At 36.9% G+C, this 16,343-nt stretch carries 11 protein-coding genes and 1 pseudogene; 4 read left to right on the forward strand and 8 right to left on the reverse strand.

Annotated features, from left to right (window positions below):
* Positions 1-147: 147 nt before the first annotated feature.
* The 5 genes from H4O18_RS10745 to uvrA form a co-directional block, all read right to left on the reverse strand.
* Positions 148-510, reverse strand: coding sequence for a DoxX family protein (locus tag H4O18_RS10745; RefSeq protein WP_187584381.1), 363 nt, complete (start codon positions 508-510; stop codon positions 148-150).
* A gap of 132 nt (positions 511-642) precedes the next feature.
* Positions 643-3,054 carry an alpha-ketoacid dehydrogenase subunit alpha/beta gene (locus H4O18_RS10750; protein WP_187584382.1) on the reverse strand — a complete coding sequence of 804 codons (2,412 nt, stop codon included), beginning with the start codon at positions 3,052-3,054 and terminating at the stop codon, positions 643-645.
* A gap of 162 nt (positions 3,055-3,216) precedes the next feature.
* Positions 3,217-6,063, reverse strand: coding sequence for a gluzincin family metallopeptidase (locus tag H4O18_RS10755; RefSeq protein ID WP_343065447.1), 2,847 nt, complete (start codon positions 6,061-6,063; stop codon positions 3,217-3,219).
* Positions 6,064-6,073: 10 nt separating this feature from the next.
* The gene (locus tag H4O18_RS10760; RefSeq protein ID WP_187584383.1) at positions 6,074-6,760 is read right to left on the reverse strand and encodes an LOG family protein; all 687 of its coding nucleotides are present in this window, start codon (positions 6,758-6,760) and stop codon (positions 6,074-6,076) included.
* Positions 6,761-6,856: 96 nt separating this feature from the next.
* Complete coding sequence (gene uvrA / locus H4O18_RS10765; protein ID WP_187584559.1) at positions 6,857-9,691, reverse strand: excinuclease ABC subunit UvrA; 2,835 nt, start codon at positions 9,689-9,691, stop codon at positions 6,857-6,859.
* 122 nt (positions 9,692-9,813) lie between these two features.
* Between uvrA and H4O18_RS10770 the strand changes: the two are divergent.
* Positions 9,814-10,341: pseudogene (locus H4O18_RS10770) on the forward strand (hypothetical protein).
* 122 nt (positions 10,342-10,463) lie between these two features.
* On the opposite strand, the gene H4O18_RS10775 reads toward H4O18_RS10770, so the two are convergent.
* Positions 10,464-11,177, reverse strand: coding sequence for a TIGR03915 family putative DNA repair protein (locus tag H4O18_RS10775; protein ID WP_187584384.1), 714 nt, complete (start codon positions 11,175-11,177; stop codon positions 10,464-10,466).
* A 2-nt stretch (positions 11,178-11,179) separates the two neighbouring features.
* A complete protein-coding gene (locus tag H4O18_RS10780) occupies positions 11,180-11,359 on the reverse strand; it encodes a hypothetical protein (RefSeq protein ID WP_187584385.1) in 180 nt (59 codons plus the stop codon).
* A gap of 172 nt (positions 11,360-11,531) precedes the next feature.
* Here H4O18_RS10780 and H4O18_RS10785 point away from each other — a divergent pair, with 172 nt between their 5' ends.
* The 3 genes from H4O18_RS10785 to H4O18_RS10795 all read left to right on the forward strand — a co-directional run bounded on the left by H4O18_RS10785 (position 11,532) and on the right by H4O18_RS10795 (position 15,519).
* Positions 11,532-12,299: an XRE family transcriptional regulator gene (locus tag H4O18_RS10785; protein WP_246474213.1), complete on the forward strand. Its 768-nt coding sequence runs from the start codon at positions 11,532-11,534 to the stop codon at positions 12,297-12,299.
* A gap of 676 nt (positions 12,300-12,975) precedes the next feature.
* A complete protein-coding gene (locus H4O18_RS10790) occupies positions 12,976-14,814 on the forward strand; it encodes a sensor histidine kinase (RefSeq protein ID WP_343065448.1) in 1,839 nt (612 codons plus the stop codon).
* A 24-nt stretch (positions 14,815-14,838) separates the two neighbouring features.
* Positions 14,839-15,519 carry a metal-dependent hydrolase gene (locus tag H4O18_RS10795; protein WP_187584388.1) on the forward strand — a complete coding sequence of 227 codons (681 nt, stop codon included), beginning with the start codon at positions 14,839-14,841 and terminating at the stop codon, positions 15,517-15,519.
* Here the strand turns inward: H4O18_RS10795 and H4O18_RS10800 are convergent, their stop codons facing one another.
* A complete protein-coding gene (locus H4O18_RS10800) occupies positions 15,520-16,233 on the reverse strand; it encodes an SDR family NAD(P)-dependent oxidoreductase (protein ID WP_343065449.1) in 714 nt (237 codons plus the stop codon).
* Positions 16,234-16,343 lie beyond the last annotated feature (110 nt).

Genomic DNA, 16,343 nt, shown 5'->3' on the forward strand with positions numbered 1-16,343 from the left:
CAATAGTTGTTAATGGAAATAAGTCAAATAAGCCATCGAACTTTATTGATTCCAAGGCATACGCACTTATCCAAGTCAATGTTTGGGAAACCAAACGTGGCAGGGATTGTTATAAACCTCATTTAAAGTTCTGAATAGTAGACCGATTTATTTTTTATCCAAACTATATTTTCCAGGACCAAGTAATAGGATAGAGGTAAAGGTTATTAAAAATAGAATAGCTTTTTCCTTTACATTAAATGGATCGGATCCGTGTACGATAAATGTCGCTACCAACATGGTGATTATAGTGGGTACAGTAGCCCAACGTGTTTTAAATCCTATAATAACCAAAATAGGGAATACAAATTCACCTAAAACGGCGAGAAATAGGGAAGGTGCAGCACCTATGCCAATGGGATCGCCAAATTCAAAATTACCTCCAATGAGTTTTTGAAATTTTGGGAGTCCATGGGTAATCATTAAAACTGCGGAGGAAACGCGTAGAAGTAGTAGGCCTAGGTCTTTCATTCGGGGGTGTATAAATAAATTAATAGATTTAGAGCGGGTTAAAAGTAAACATTAGTTTTTTAAAATTTTAATAAATTAAAAAAAGAATTGCGTTATAGAGCAGGTAAAAAACATTGTCACCCATAGCTAATACTATCTAAGCTTGGGAAAATCCATAGGGTTGGATTCGTGCATTATAGAATATACTTTCTCAAAGATATCCTCCAAATTTGGTTTGGAAAAATAGTCTCCATCTGTAGCATAAGCCGGTCTATGAGGCTTTGCCGTAAGTGTTTGGGGAGCACTGTCCAAATATTTGTAAGCTCCTTGTTTTTCAATAATTTCATGTATTAAATAGGCGGAGCAGCCACCAGGTACATCTTCGTCTATAACCAACAACCTACTTGTTTTTTTAACGCTCTTGCATAAATCCTTGCGTAGGTCAAAAGGCAACAAACTTTGGGCATCCACTACTTCCGCATCTATACCTACTTCTTTGAGTTCATTAGCTGCTTGCATTACAATTCTAAGGGTAGAGCCATAGGATAACAAGGTAATATCCTCTCCTGGTCTTACCACTTCAACCACTCCAATTGGGGTACACAGTTCACCTAGGTTATTTGGCATGGGTTCCTTTAGACGATAACCGTTTAAACTTTCGATCAATAGGGCAGGTTCGTTTCCTTTCATAAGGGTATTGTAAAACCCAGCGGCCTTGGTCATATTTCTGGGCACCAAAATATACATCCCGCGCAACAGATGAATTAATCCACCCATTTGCGACCCTGAATGCCATATTCCTTCCAATCTGTGACCACGGGTCCTCACAATCAAAGGAGCTCTCTGTTTACCAACTGTCCTGTATAAAAGTGTAGCCAAATCATCGGTCAAGGTAAATAGGGCATAAAAAATATAATCCAAATATTGAATTTCAGCAATGGGTCGCAAACCTCTCATTGCCATTCCTATTCCTTGCCCAATTATACTAGCCTCCCTAATTCCCACATCGGCAACCCGAAGTTCTCCATATTTCTTTTGCAGTCCTTCCAATCCCTGATTTACGTCTCCAATAGCCCCACTGTCCTCTCCAAAAATTAGGGCTTGGGAGTACCTTTCAAAAAGCAAATCAAAATTATCCCTTAGAATTACCCTGCCATCTACTTCTTCGGGTTCTGTATTATATGAAGGTCTCACTTCTGGAACACTCAAAGCATTGTTGCTCTGTTCGTTGTAAAGGTAGGTGCTGAACTTGGCTTGGGATTCCTCTAAAAAATTATTGGTCCAAGCTGCCAAAAGATCTTTCTCTTTACTGCTTTCCCCCAATAAATAACGCAGCGCTTTTCTAGCCTTGGAAGCCATATCCTTTTTTATGGGTTCTTCGATGGCTATTAAATCGTTTTTGATTTTAGTAATAAAATTTTTATTGATACTGGAGTTGGCAGCATTGTCCAATAAGTTCACCAATATTTTTTTCTGCTGTTTATGGGGAGCCAAAAACTCTTCCCATGCTTCCTTACGCGCACTGCGTACATGTCTTTTTATATTCTTTTCAAGAGTTTTTAAATCCTCTTCGGTAGCGATCCTATTCTCCAGTATCCATTCCCTATAACGCTTATTGCAATCATTATCCTTTTCCCATTGCAAACGTTCCTCACTTTTGTAACGTTCATGTGAACCTGAGGTGGAATGACCCTGAGGCTGTGTGAGTTCGGTAATATGGATAATTACAGGTACATGTTCATCCCTCGCAATGTCCGAGGCATTTTCATAAGCGTGGATCAGGGCGGTATAATCCCAGCCCTTTACTTTCAAAATTTCATAGCCCGCATTCTTTTGGTCACGCTGAAAACCAGCTAAAATCTTGGATATATCTTCTTTGGTAGTCTGATGTTTGGCATGAACGGAGATACCGTAATTATCATCCCAAATGCTAATTACCATGGGTACTTGTAATACCCCGGCAGCATTTATGGTTTCGAAAAAAACCCCTTCACTGGTACTGGCATTGCCTATGGTTCCCCATGCCACTTCATTGCCGTTATCCGAAAATTTTGAACTATTTTGTACTTTAACGTTTCTATAGATTTTAGAGGCTTGTGCCAAGCCTAATAATCTTGGCATTTGTCCGGCCGTACAAGAGATATCGGCACTACTGTTCTTTTGTTTGGTGAGGTCTCGCCAGCTTCCGTCTTCATTTAAACTAAAAGTAGTAAAATGTCCTCCCATTTGCCTACCCGCACTCATGGTTTCTTTAGTTATATCGGTGGTAGCGTATAAACCATGGAAAAATTCCTTTGGTGAAAGTAAATCCAGGGCCATCATAAAAGTTTGATCTCTATAATAACCACTTCTGAAATCCCCATCCCTGAAAGATCTGGCCATAGCCAATTGAGGGAGTTCCTTACCATCGCCAAAAATTCCGAATTTCGCTTTTCCCGTCAGAACTTCCCGTCTTCCCAGTAGGCTACATTCCCTGCTTGTGACAGCAATTTCATAGTCTTTCAATATCTGTAATTGAAAATCGTCAAATGAAATATCGTTGCTTGCTTCGGAATCTATATTCATTTCGGAGTTTATGGTTTCTCGCAAAAATATCAAATCATTATGGTTTTTGCAACCAATGGAGGAGGATAATAATTAATAATTCTTTAAAGAAAACAGAAGTGAGTTTTTAAATATTATGAATATCATAATAATTTAACTTTGTTATAAGAATTTATCAATATTTTAAAACCATTTTCTAGTAAATAGTCCGGTTAAGGTCCGAGGACTAAAGGTTATAACAAATCTAATTTTTTGATCATATTGAGGTTGTGATATCTCCCAACCATTGTTGGAGTACAAAGGAAGATAAAGTTCAAAATAATCCGTTAACAGATTTAGTCGTATCCCAGAGTCGTAAACCACTCTTTCTTTCGTTCCTTTATTTTTAACCACACCTAAATCCCCGTATAGTTCTATCCAACGCCAAATATTTACACTGGTATTAACGGTTGCCATCCAATCATTGGCAAAAGGGTTTTCCAATTTGGATTTAAAACCACCTTCAGCAACAATAATTTGCTGACTGTAGATTCCGGATCCTTCCGATCTACCTAAGTAATCATAATCAAAAAGGTAATCCGTAGGTCGGTCAAGGGCAAAACTAAAAAAATCCGTGTTCCCCGCGGTTTCATTTCTTATAAACTTACCAGCGAAAAAACGTAAGTTAAATTGCCTATTGTTTTCAAAAAGTTTACGGTATTCCAATTCGTAGGCAAGCTTGGTAAATTTATTGGAATACTGTGCATCCACAGACCAGGATAGGTAATTAATTATGTTGTTCGTGGTGTTGTAATATTTTGCGTTGAGAACATTATAGTCCGGATCTGTTTCCAGGCCCAAAGTTTGTAGATTTGGATCAATGTCCCTAAAGACACTTATGGATCTAAGAATTAATGCTTCTCTTTTATTCAGTAAAAGGTTACTGGGTTTCCAACCAAAACCTATAGACGGACTTAAGGTGCTGTAACGCGAATTTTCCTGAAAATGGGAGGTAGATCCCCTAAGTGAATAATTGGTAACATATAAACCACTAGTTCCGTGATAATGCCGAAAATTAAATTTACCATATCCAACGAATGTCTTTTCGTTAGGTGCATATGTGGGCGCTATATCAAAAACAAAAGGCCTTTCCAATAAGGTTTTGTTGTGCAACCTCATACCTGGTGAGAGTCCATCGTATTTGTTGAACCCCAACACCGGAACATAAAAAACTTGGTTGTAATACGGATCTTCGGCATCCTTAAAAAATTGAAATTTCAATTTTTTGTTACTGGAAAAGAAACCGTTCAGTGATTTCCAATTATCCCGCTGGTTGAATTCTGGTATGGTCTGATCATAATTCAACACCAAACGGTCCTCACCGCTCTTTGGAATGGTGAAAGTCTGTTCTTCGGCAATATTTCTGAACCAATAACTAGAAACAACTGTGTCATTTTTTATCCCGAATAGGGAAATAGGGACATTAGTGCCTTCTTTATTTTTTAAAGTAACAACTAACGAATCCTCCAGTTTTTGTACTTTTTTTATTTTGAAATCAATTTTACTGGTAGTAGACACATATTCATCAAAAAACCAATTAATATCCTTATCGGAGTTTTCCACGACAATAAATTTAAAATCTGCCGCAGTAGATGGTTTTAATCTGTAGTTTATGTAGAACTCCTTCACACTACGATCTACATGTTCTTTACCTGTATAATCCGCCAAATAGGCCAGACCCAATCCGGCCTTGTACCTGTTAGCAATTTTTTGATTGAACTTTATTAGCGAATCGTTGGGTGTGGTCAAGGATTGATCAACATTTCTTCTAGCCGATAGCATATGAAGCAAAGGATACTGTTCGTTAAAATTCATTTTGGCCAAATGAAAACTACGTATACCCCAAATGCTGGATAATTTGCCCAACAATTTTTGATCTGGATAGTATTCTTCAACAAAACCAATCATTAGATAGTTCAAAATGGCATCGGTAACCCATTTTTCATTTCTTGTATCAAGAAACATGGTTTCCTTAATAAAACTATTGAGAGCGGTTTTTAGAAATTTCATTTCAAATTGAAACTGCTCCTCATAAGGTCGTATAAACCTAGGAAGTTGATTTATGCCATATAAGGGGTCCTTATTATAGTCCAACTCACTTACCAATAAATGCTTATGTGGAAAGTCGCCCAAGTTTTCGTAGATATACTTAGATACTCTGTTAATTGAAATCCCTGAAGAAATTTCATCGTATCTAGGAGACCTTAGGTCGGTCAAAATTGTAAGTTCGGGAGTTACATGTTTTACAAAATTTTTGGTTGGACTTATTATTATTTCACCACTTTTTTGTTGCGTTCCCTGAAAATAAATATGTTGAAGATTGCCTGCAATGTTTTTACTTAATTCATGAAAATTTGAAACTGCATTTAAATTTTCCGGAATAACGAGTTCTATGGACGTGTTGGCCATATCCGTATAAAGATCTTCCAAATTCTTGTTGGAGTACAAATGCCAACTCCCATCATATACTGCCGGTGTAAGATACCAGTCCTTAAGATAATAGCCACCTCTATTATTATATCCGTAGGTAGTAAATTTGTCGGAAGGTAATTTTACTTTATAAGTAATAAATATTTTTGTCGATGCATGGGGTAGCAGGGGACGGTTAAGGATAATTTTAATAATATCCTTACCAGGAGCATACCCCCAATCCAATCCTCGATAGTCGTCATCAACGGTACTTACTATTTTAGTATTACCCCTCTCTTCATCTTTTGCAAGATGAAGGCCTTTTTTAAATTCTTCAGCAAATCTTTTGGCCAATGCCGTATTTTTATTGGCATAGGCATTTGCCCAATCATTAAGATAAATAAGATTTAAGGTATCCTGGGATTTATTTACATACTCAATTTCTTGTTGAATAGTAAATTCATTAATTTCCTTATTTAATGTTGCTATAACTTTATTGGTATGTTGTGCTATACAAAGACCATTGATAAACAAAATTATCAAGAAAAAAATAGGTTTCGTAATATATACCAACTGCTTCAAATCTTTAAATTTAAAAATTTGGACTTAATATATTGCCTTTGTAAAAGGCATCGATTATGTCTACAACTTCTTGTTCCGTGTCAACAATCTGGATCAAATCCAAATCTTTTGGACTGATGTTTCCGACTGTGAGCATTGAATTTTTCACCCAATCCATCAATCCACCCCAAAACTCGGTACCTACCAAAATGATAGGGAACTGTTCTATTTTGTTTGTCTGTATAAGGGTTATGGCTTCAAAAAGTTCATCCAACGTGCCAAAACCGCCCGGCATTACCACAAAACCTTGGGAATATTTTACGAACATAACTTTGCGCACAAAGAAATAATCAAAATCCAAACTTTTATCACCGTCTATATAAGGATTGTCATGTTGCTCAAAGGGAAGATCAATATTCAATCCAACAGAGGTGCCACCTGCTAAATGTGCCCCTCGATTACCGGCTTCCATAATTCCAGGGCCACCACCGGTAATAATTCCATAACCGGCCTCGGAAATGCTTTTGGCAACGCTTACCGCCAATTCATAGAATTTGTCTCCTGGTTTTGTACGTGCCGACCCAAAGATGGAAACACATGGGCCAATAGCGCTCATTTTTTCAAATCCATTCACAAATTCGCCCATAATCTTAAATAGGGCCCAGGAATCATTGGTTTTTATCTCATTCCATCCTTTATGATGTTGTTCTTTTCTCATGTTATAATTTTACCCATAATCAATTTTAGACTATTACCTACATTGCATATAAAATGCTATTTTGAAGAAAATAGTATACTAAATGGACTATTAATTTCACAAACCTAATTCTTTTCTTAGAAATATTGAGGTATAACTCTTTTTATCCAGGGCCACTTCTTCAGGAGTACCTTTCGCAACTACCATACCACCATTTCGCCCACCTTCGTAACCAATGTCTATAATATGGTCCATCATTTTAATAACGTCGATATTGTGTTCGATTACGAGAACCGTATTACCTTTATTTACAAGTTTATTAAGCACGATCATTAATACCCTGATATCCTCAAAATGCAGGCCAGTAGTTGGTTCGTCCAAAATATAAAAGGTATTTCCGGTGTCTCTTTTAGATAGTTCGGTAGCCAATTTTATTCGTTGTGCCTCTCCTCCTGAAAGGGTGGTAGACTGTTGACCCAAGGAAATATATCCAAGGCCTACATCTTGTATAGTCTTTAATTTGCGATAAATTTTAGGGATATTCTCAAAGAACGCTACAGATTCATTTATAGTCATTTCCAGTACATCTGCAATGGATTTGCCCTTATATCTAATCTCTAGTGTTTCCCTATTAAAACGTTTCCCGTTGCAGGTCTCACAGTCGACATATACATCGGGCAAAAAATTCATCTCAATAACCCTTAGACCCCCACCTTGGCAGGTTTCACAACGGCCACCAGTTACATTGAAGCTAAAACGGCCGGGTTTATACCCTCTAATTGCCGCTTCCTGTGTCTTGGCAAAAAGCGACCTGATTTCGCTAAAAACACCGGTGTAGGTTGCCGGATTTGACCTTGGTGTTCTTCCAATAGGAGATTGATTAATGTCTATTACCTTGTCTATATTCTCCAGTCCCTTAATTTTTTTGTAGGGCATTGGTTTTTTAACACCATTAAAATAAAAGGCATTTAATATAGGATATAGGGTCTCATTGATCAAGGTAGATTTTCCGCTGCCGGAAACCCCGGTGACCCCAATCATTTTTCCCAAAGGAAAACTTACTGAGACATTCTTTAAATTATTACCGGTACAACCAGTTAATTCAAGGGTTTTCCCATTCCCTTCCCTGCGTTTTTTGGGAACCTCAATTTTCAATTTCCCTGAAATATAATCGGCAGTCAGGGTATGATGGTTTTTCAGGGCATCCGGTGTTCCTTCCGATATAATTTCCCCTCCGTGTTTCCCCGCTTTAGGTCCAATGTCTATGACATGGTCTGCACGCTCTATCATGTCACGGTCATGTTCCACAACAATTACCGAATTTCCGAGGTCCCTAAGCGATTCCAAGGATTTTATTAAACGTTCATTATCCCGTTGGTGCAAACCTATACTAGGTTCATCCAGGATATATAGAACACCTACCAGTTGGGATCCAATTTGTGTGGCCAACCTTATGCGCTGTGCTTCTCCTCCCGAAAGGGATTTACTATTTCTATTTAAGGACAGATAATCCAAGCCTACATCCAATAAAAATTGAATCCTTGTTTTTATCTCCTTTATAATTTCCTCGGCAATTTTTAATTGGTTGCCTTCCAATTTTTTTTCCAGACCGCTAAAGAAATCGGCCAAATCCGTAATATCCAGATTAGAGAGGTCGGCAATATTTTTATTGGCGATCTTAAAGTATAGGGACTCTTGTTTTAATCTGGTTCCATCGCAGGTTGGACATTCAATTTTGTCCATATATTCCTTTGCCCATCGTTTGATTGAAGTAGAATTGGCCTCGTGGAATTGACTCTTTATAAAGTTGGATATTCCTTCGTAATCTATTTTATACAGACGTTTTACCCCTAAGGTTTTGGAGTCAACCTCAAAACTTTCCTTACCGCCGTATAATAAAATCTGAATAGCTTCATCAGGAATTTGGGAAACAGGGGAAGTAATTTCAAAATTATACCGTTGGGCTATAGTTTCAATCTGTTTAAAGGCCCAAGAATTTTTATATTCTCCCAAGGGGGCAATGCCTCCTCCCTTGATAGATAACTTTTTGTTCGGAAAAATTTTATTCTCATTAACCTCATAGACATGCCCCAGCCCGTTACAATCCGGACACATGCCTTTGGGTGAATTAAAGGAAAAAGTATTGGGTTCCGGGGAAGGATATGAAATTCCGGTTGTGGGACACATCAAATCCCTACTAAAATAGCGGGGAACCTCGGTTCCTTCTTCCAAAATCATCAATACATTTTCGCCACTGTACATTGCCGTATTAATAGTTTCAGAAATACGTTTGTCCAATTCGGAACTCTCCTCAATTTTAAGTCGGTCTATAACAATCTCGATATCATGGGTCTTGTAACGGTCGACTTTCATACCTTTTACAATATCCTTTATTTCCCCATCTATCCTTACCTTAACAAATCCTTGTTTGGCAATCTGCTCAAAAAGTTCCCTGTAGTGTCCTTTTCTGGATTTGATAATCGGCGCCAGTACATTGATCTTTTTACCTTTGTAAGAGGATATGATCAATTCCTTTATTTGAGCATCATCATAACTAACCATCTTTTCCCCAGTATTGTAACTGTAGGCATCACTTGCCCTTGCAAATAAAAGTCTAAGGAAATCGTAAATTTCGGTAATAGTTCCAACTGTTGACCGGGGCGATTTTGAAGTGGTTTTTTGCTCAATGGCAATTACTGGCGATAGTCCGTCAATTTTGTCAACATCGGGTCGCTCCAATCCACCCAAAAACTGTCGGGCATATGCCGAGAAAGTTTCAATATATCTCCTTTGCCCTTCTGCATAAATAGTATCAAAGGCCAGGGATGATTTTCCGCTTCCAGACAATCCGGTAATAACAACCAGCTTTTCGCGTGGTATGGTAACATCTATATTTTTTAGGTTGTGCACACGAGCGCCTCTAACCTCTATATTCTCTTCGTACTTAATCATTTTCATTAGCAATGTGCGAAGTTACGACTTTGAAGCCTAAAAATGAAGTTGGTGCTATTTAGTTTTTTGTAGATTAAAACCTTAGCTATAAATTAGCGTTTTTAACTTTAAATTATTTTTAAATGCAACTTTTAGGAATAGGTTCACGAATCGACCACAGCGAATTTGGAAAAGGAGTGGTTACCAATGTTACCTCCAAACATTATTGAGTTACTTTTATGGATAATGGACTGGAAACTATTGATTTGGGTTCTGATTTTGAGGTCATAGAGGCAGTTGAGGATGAAGTGGATACCATAAGTTTTTCCGAGGTAGAACAATCGCTGATCTCAATATTAAAAAGATGGAGTGATGCCAGTGCCATAACCCCAATTGCGGATAAGTGGAAGGGTGGGAGTTTGGTTCTAAAACCTGGGGATACCAATTTGACGGACAAAGAAATTCCAATGGATACTTTTTTTCACAAAATTGTTATGGTCAGAGATCGAATAAGAGTGATGGAACAGAAAATAAACAGTAGTAATAATTTGGACGATCAGGAAAAGGTAGATTTACAACAATACATTACTCGTATTTATGGAAGCTTAACCACATTCAATGTGCTTTTTAAAAGTCAGAGCGATAATTTTGTGGGCGAAAAAACCAAGTAAACCAGCTTGGGAATAGGTTCTTAAATTTAATTAAGCCCATTTCCTATACAAAAGATTAAATTTTAAAATACGGAAAACAGATTTATAATTTCAATTAGCAGAAAACCTAGTCAGATAAATATTTATACTGCAGCCCTTTCATTTATATACCCCATCTGCGGTTTATTGGTATATTGTGAATGTAATTTATTGTTTATAAGATATTTTAAGGTAGTCTGGGATATTACTTCTTTGTTATGATATGCCGATAGCTCCAAGGAGATAATTTCAACAGTGTACAGGTTATAGTATATGGCATATTTTCTTTTTCGGTCATAAATGATAAATTCTTGACCCTTGAATTTGGTGCGAAAGTGTTTTGAAATTAAAGGCAGTACATCAAAACCGGGAGATACATCGGAAAAAAGGATTTGGTCTTTTGATATTGTAAAATTTGCAATGGCCTCAATTCTATGTTTTTCCCTCGCCACCATTCTTGATTGTTGTTGAATTTTTAATATAATTTCCGCAATATCGTCTATGCGTTCCTCATCAGGATTGGCATACATGGAACGTATATATTGGTATAGAAGTAGTTCAACACCCTTGGATTCACTTAAAAAGGCGAAGTATATTGACTTTATAGCTGCATTGCTTTTGTTTTGTATACTATTCCAAACACGCCTTGCCTTATCCATTTGAGTGAAAACGGTTATAGCCTCGGAAAACAAACCTTTTTGGTTTTCTGTGTTCCTTTGAATATTGGTTACTTCAATTTTCTCCTCAAAAACTTTGAAAACTGTGGTTAAGAACCCGTTGAAGCTACCATCGTAAATTAAAATTTTAGGATTTTCCATAATTAATCGAATAAACTGAGTTGCACACTAAATTCCTTTGTTAATCGTCTTCTTTCCTTTTTTACGGAATGACTTCTGATAGCGTTATGAACCTTATAGGATGGATTGTTGGAATAGTGATTATCCTCCATCCCGGAATGGGCCAGTATGTTTAATTTTTGATGTATGTCTTCCAGAGTCATTTCTTTGTATTTGTAATTATTCCAAATATATGGATTATTTCCTAATTATGGAAATAGTCCAATAAATATTTTGGATATATTCCAAATTCCGTATATTTGAGCCTATAGGAAGTTAAATGTTCAACATATTTGAATATGCCTATTGTAATTTTATCAATTTAAAACCTGGAGAATGAACGAGGATATGGAAATTGTAACAAAGCGTTTTACAGATCTACGCAGGGAGTTGGGATATACCCAATCCGATTTTGCCAACCTGCTTGGCATTTCAAATACCACTGCGGATATAGAAAGAGGGCGTACAAAATTGTCTGGAAAAGTAGTGGTGGAACTGCTTAAGCAATTTAAGATCAATCCACTTTGGTTATTTGGAGAAAGTAACCAAAAGCACCTATCGGTTACTAATATTAGTGTTATACCAAAGGTAGTTACCGTAAATTCATCCGATAACGAAAACATGGTATTGGTGAATGCAAAAGCGGCAGCCGGTTATCCACAAAATATACAGGATACCAGTTGGTACAGACAACTACCGGCATTTGATATTCCATTGCCAGAGTTTAGAAACGCAACTTATCGCGGTTTTCAGATTGAAGGGGACAGTATGTTGCCCAATTTAAAGCCAGGTGAGTGGGTATTGGCCAAGGCAGTGGAAGGTCTACAGGAAATTAGTCCCAATAAGATTTACGTAGTGGTCCTACAGGACGCAGTGTTGGTGAAAAAAATAGAAAAATCTCCAAATCCTTCCGTTATTTCATTAATTTCTTTAAATGAAAACTACCCTCCATATTCTGTAAATACGGAGGACATACAAGAGCTTTGGCAGGTTAGTAGTAAAATAACTTTTGGTGTTGATGCCACCTCTGAGAAAGGATTACTAAGACAACTTCAAGAATCTATGGAGGAGCTGAAAAATCAATTAAAAAAGGTCAACGATTAAGAGGGGGGTCCTGGAATGAAATTATTTAGAATTATATAGAATATTGTATGTAGTCTAAATAGGATTTAGATCTTGGAATTGTAAGGCTTTACTTATTTTAATTTTATCCGATGAAATGTTCAATATATCCGATGAAATACACGATTTTCTGCAATTTATTACTTTCACAACAACATATAGGTATTACACAACAAAATTCTAAAAATTCCAATGTTACAACATATTTTTGATCTGATCAAGAGTCCCAAATCTTATCATTACATATATAAAAAGGCTGTGCAATTATATTGTATCGCCTTTTTTATTTTTGAATCCCACATATTGCAGGCAAAAACAGGAGAGCTGAAATATTGGTTAACTTGCCCACTTAAACCTAGAATTGGGTAGTGTTGGTGATAGGGCCGCAAATATGATGGTTTATGAGACTATTCGGGGAACAACAATAAGCCCGATTTAACGTTTGTAATATTGTGTACCATTATACCAAAGGCCATAAATAATAATAAAAATACTAAAGACTAATTAGAGAATTTTAGACAACAATTGAACAATGGCGAAGTCTTTTAAAAAAATATTTGTTTCATTATTGATTTGTTCAGTGAGTTTTTGGTATCTACCAGCCCAAGATTCAGTTGCCAAGCCCAATCATTTTCAAGAGTTTCAAAATAAACAGGGCGTGCAGGAGAGATTCGATTATTTCTTTGGTACCACAAATCGCTATTCGGAAAATTCAGCCTATGACTGGCAGGCAACTGTAAATGTTTATCACAACAATGCACAAAAAGTCCAGGATACATTAAGCATAAGGAAATATGAGCTTATGCAATCCCAGCTTTATTATGATATAGGGGACTTTAGCAAAAGTGTGGCCATTGCAAACCAATTATACAAGAAAATTGAAAATTTGGATATGGAATCCAAAAAGATTCTATTGGATCTAATAGACAACAACTATGCTAAATTGGGACTATATGATCGCCAATTTGAAATTAGAAATGAAAAAAAGAACTTAGGTCTTACGGACAAGGTTATTTTTTATGATATCTACTCCAACCTTGGACTTCATAGAAAGGCTATGGATGACTATATCAAGGATAAGTTAAAAACTATTCGCGAGGACGACTATTATGGCCAGGCCCAATATCAGAGCAACGTTGGAAACTATCTACTATTGGATATGTCCATACCTACTGCCTTAACTTATTATAAGAAGGCCAAAGGCTTTATTGATGTTTATCTAAATGACATAAGCAGGGAGAAAACCGAACAGGAAATAAGTAATGGCAATTTATTAAAGGGAATCATTGAGGGAAATATTGGTAAATGTCATGCCCTCCTAAAGGAATATGATATTGCCATTCCATATTTGGAAAATTCCGTAACCTTGATCAACGAGTTCAACAAAGGCAAATTCTCTTCAGAAATGGTAGAGAATACCTTGGAATTGGCAGATTGCTATCTACAGAAAGAAGATTACGAAAAAGCTAAGGAGTATCTTTTGAATGGATTAGATCCCGTAAAAATTGAAAATATTCTTAGAAAGAATAGATTATTGGCTTCATACTATGACCGAATAGGGGATTTTAAAAATTCTGTTGAATATTTAAAGAGAAACGTAAGGATTAGAGATTCATTAAATAGGAATGAATCCTCTATGAAAAAGCAACAGTTGGCGGCTGTTGCAGGGCAGGAAATAGAATACTCCAAAAAGATGATGGAGCAGCAGAAGAAGGATTTGGAGCAATCCCGTAGCGACTTACAGGCCAAAGAGGAAAGAATCAACATTGTTTTTATTTCCTTGATTTTTACCCTTCTGGGATTTGCAGGCCTTGTATTTGCTTATTTAAAAAGTATTAAGAACCAGCGATTGATAGCCGAGCAAAAGAGGATTATTGAGGCATCCTTGGTGGAAAAGGATTCACTTTTAAAAGAAATACACCATAGGGTAAAAAATAACCTACAGATGGTTTCCAGCTTACTTAGTTTACAAACAAAAAATACCCGAAGCAAGGCCGCCATAGAGGCCCTTGAAGAAGGGAAGAGTAGGGTAAAGGCCATGGCGTTGATCCATCAAAAATTGTATCAGAATGATGATCTCTCGGTCATAGAAATGCAAGGTTATATAGAAAGCCTTATCAACAGTGTACAATCGGTTTACAAAAAAGGTGGCCATAATATAAATATTGCCATAGATGCCGAAGGCGTGGAATTGGATATTGACAGGGCCATTCCTTTTGGGCTTATTTTAAACGAATTGGTTTCCAATTCATTTAAGTATGCCTTCCCGGACGATGATGAAAATGGAAAAATTTATATCCATTTAAGGAAAACTGGGACTCAAGAAGGGTATTTTGAGTATACCGATAATGGCATAGGATTACCGGAAGATACAGACGACAGGGCCAATTCCTCTATGGGAATCAGGCTAATGAATCGTCTGGTAAATCAACTTCAATCTACATTAAATATTGATAAAACTTCAGAAGGAGTTCGTTTTTGGTTCAATTTTAAATAAATTTGAATTAAAACAGTTCAACTTATGCAAATTACTTTTCTAGGTCACGCTTCCCTGCTAATTACAACTGCAGGCAAAAGAATATTGGTAGACCCCTTTATTACCGGGAATGAAAAAGCTTCTGGGAAAATTGATATAAAAAATTTAAAACCCGATTATATCCTGGTTACCCATGCCCATCAAGATCATATTTTGGATGTAGAGGAAATTGGGAAAATGAATAATGCCACGGTAGTGAGCAATTTTGAAATTGCAACCTATTATGAAAATAAAGGACTCAAAGCCCATCCCATGAATCATGGAGGCAGTTGGAAATTTGATTTTGGGACCCTGAAATATGTAAATGCCATTCATACCTCTTCCTTTCCTGATGGATCTTACGGGGGTCAACCTGGCGGATTTGTTTTATCTTCTGAAGGTAAACATGTCTATATTGCGGGAGATACGGCATTGACTATGGATATGAAGCTTATCCCAATGTCTTTTAAATTAGACCTCGCAATATTACCAGTTGGGGATAATTTTACCATGGGGGTGGACGATGCCATTAAAGCCTCCGATTTTGTTGAGTGCTCTAAGGTTTTGGGCTACCATTACGATACCTTCGGGTATATAGTAATAGATCATAAAGAATCCATTCAAAAATTTTCCAAGCTTGGGAAGGATTTAATATTGTTGGAAATAGGGGAGTCTTTAGAAGTTTAACTATCTCACTTTATTTCGTAGTACCACCTTGTGTAGCAGTATAGGGAAAAATCTTTTTAAATAGATACCCATCACTTCCTTCCGACCAATGTAAACTTCGAATTTTTCGTTTTCAATAGCCTTCACCATCTTTTTGGCAAAGACCTGGGGAGATAACCCATTTCTTGTGGCAGTATCATTGTCTACTTGGGGAGTGCCATCTGCAGTAAGGGCATTTATCGCTACATTGGTATTTACAAAACCGGGACACACTAAGGTAACCTTTAGGTTGTCCTTTTCGTGTTCCATACGTAGGACATCGAAAAAACCATGAAGAGCGTGTTTCGCCCCGCAATATCCTGAACGATAAGGAGATCCAAACTTTCCCATTAAACTGGTTACAGTAACAAAGTGGCCGTTTTTTTGGGACACAAAATGAGGAAGGATTGCTTTGGTAAGGGCGATGGTGCCCATATAATTTACGTCCATTAATTTCTTATATACTTCCAAATCCGTTTCCATAATTAAGGAACGTTGGCTAATACCTGCATTATTTATCAATATGTCTATTCGTCCATAGAAAGACAAAGCTTCATTTACCATTTCAGACATTTTATCCAGAGCTGCCAGATCTAGTGGGAGTATGGAGATATAATCCTTGTTTGGGCAACGATTCTTTACTAGTTGTAGATCTTTTAATTTTCTGGAAGAAATAACCAGTTTATAGCCCTTCATTTAAGTTCATAGGTCAGTGCTTCACCAATGCCAGAGGAAGCTCCCGTTATCCAAACCATTTTGTTGACTTTTGTCGTCATTTTTTTCAGTTTAAGAAAAAAAGATAACTA

The sequence above is a fragment of the Arenibacter arenosicollis genome, assembly GCF_014397245.1.
In the GTDB taxonomy this organism is placed as follows: Bacteria; Bacteroidota; Bacteroidia; order Flavobacteriales; family Flavobacteriaceae; genus Arenibacter; species Arenibacter arenosicollis.

What these genes read in the sequence shown, in the direction of transcription:
- uvrA (WP_187584559.1), bottom strand. Translation starts at nt 9,691, where the DNA reads ATGATTAAGTACGAAGAGAATATAGAGGTTAGAGGCGCTCGTGTGCAC.
- H4O18_RS10800 (WP_343065449.1), bottom strand. Translation starts at nt 16,233, where the DNA reads ATGAAGGGCTATAAACTGGTTATTTCTTCCAGAAAATTAAAAGATCTA.
- H4O18_RS10760 (WP_187584383.1), bottom strand. Translation starts at nt 6,760, where the DNA reads ATGAGAAAAGAACAACATCATAAAGGATGGAATGAGATAAAAACCAAT.
- H4O18_RS10785 (WP_246474213.1), top strand. Translation starts at nt 11,532, where the DNA reads ATGAACGAGGATATGGAAATTGTAACAAAGCGTTTTACAGATCTACGC.
- H4O18_RS10745 (WP_187584381.1), bottom strand. Translation starts at nt 510, where the DNA reads ATGAAAGACCTAGGCCTACTACTTCTACGCGTTTCCTCCGCAGTTTTA.
- H4O18_RS10775 (WP_187584384.1), bottom strand. Translation starts at nt 11,177, where the DNA reads ATGGAAAATCCTAAAATTTTAATTTACGATGGTAGCTTCAACGGGTTC.
- H4O18_RS10780 (WP_187584385.1), bottom strand. Translation starts at nt 11,359, where the DNA reads ATGACTCTGGAAGACATACATCAAAAATTAAACATACTGGCCCATTCC.
- H4O18_RS10795 (WP_187584388.1), top strand. Translation starts at nt 14,839, where the DNA reads ATGCAAATTACTTTTCTAGGTCACGCTTCCCTGCTAATTACAACTGCA.
- H4O18_RS10750 (WP_187584382.1), bottom strand. Translation starts at nt 3,054, where the DNA reads ATGAATATAGATTCCGAAGCAAGCAACGATATTTCATTTGACGATTTT.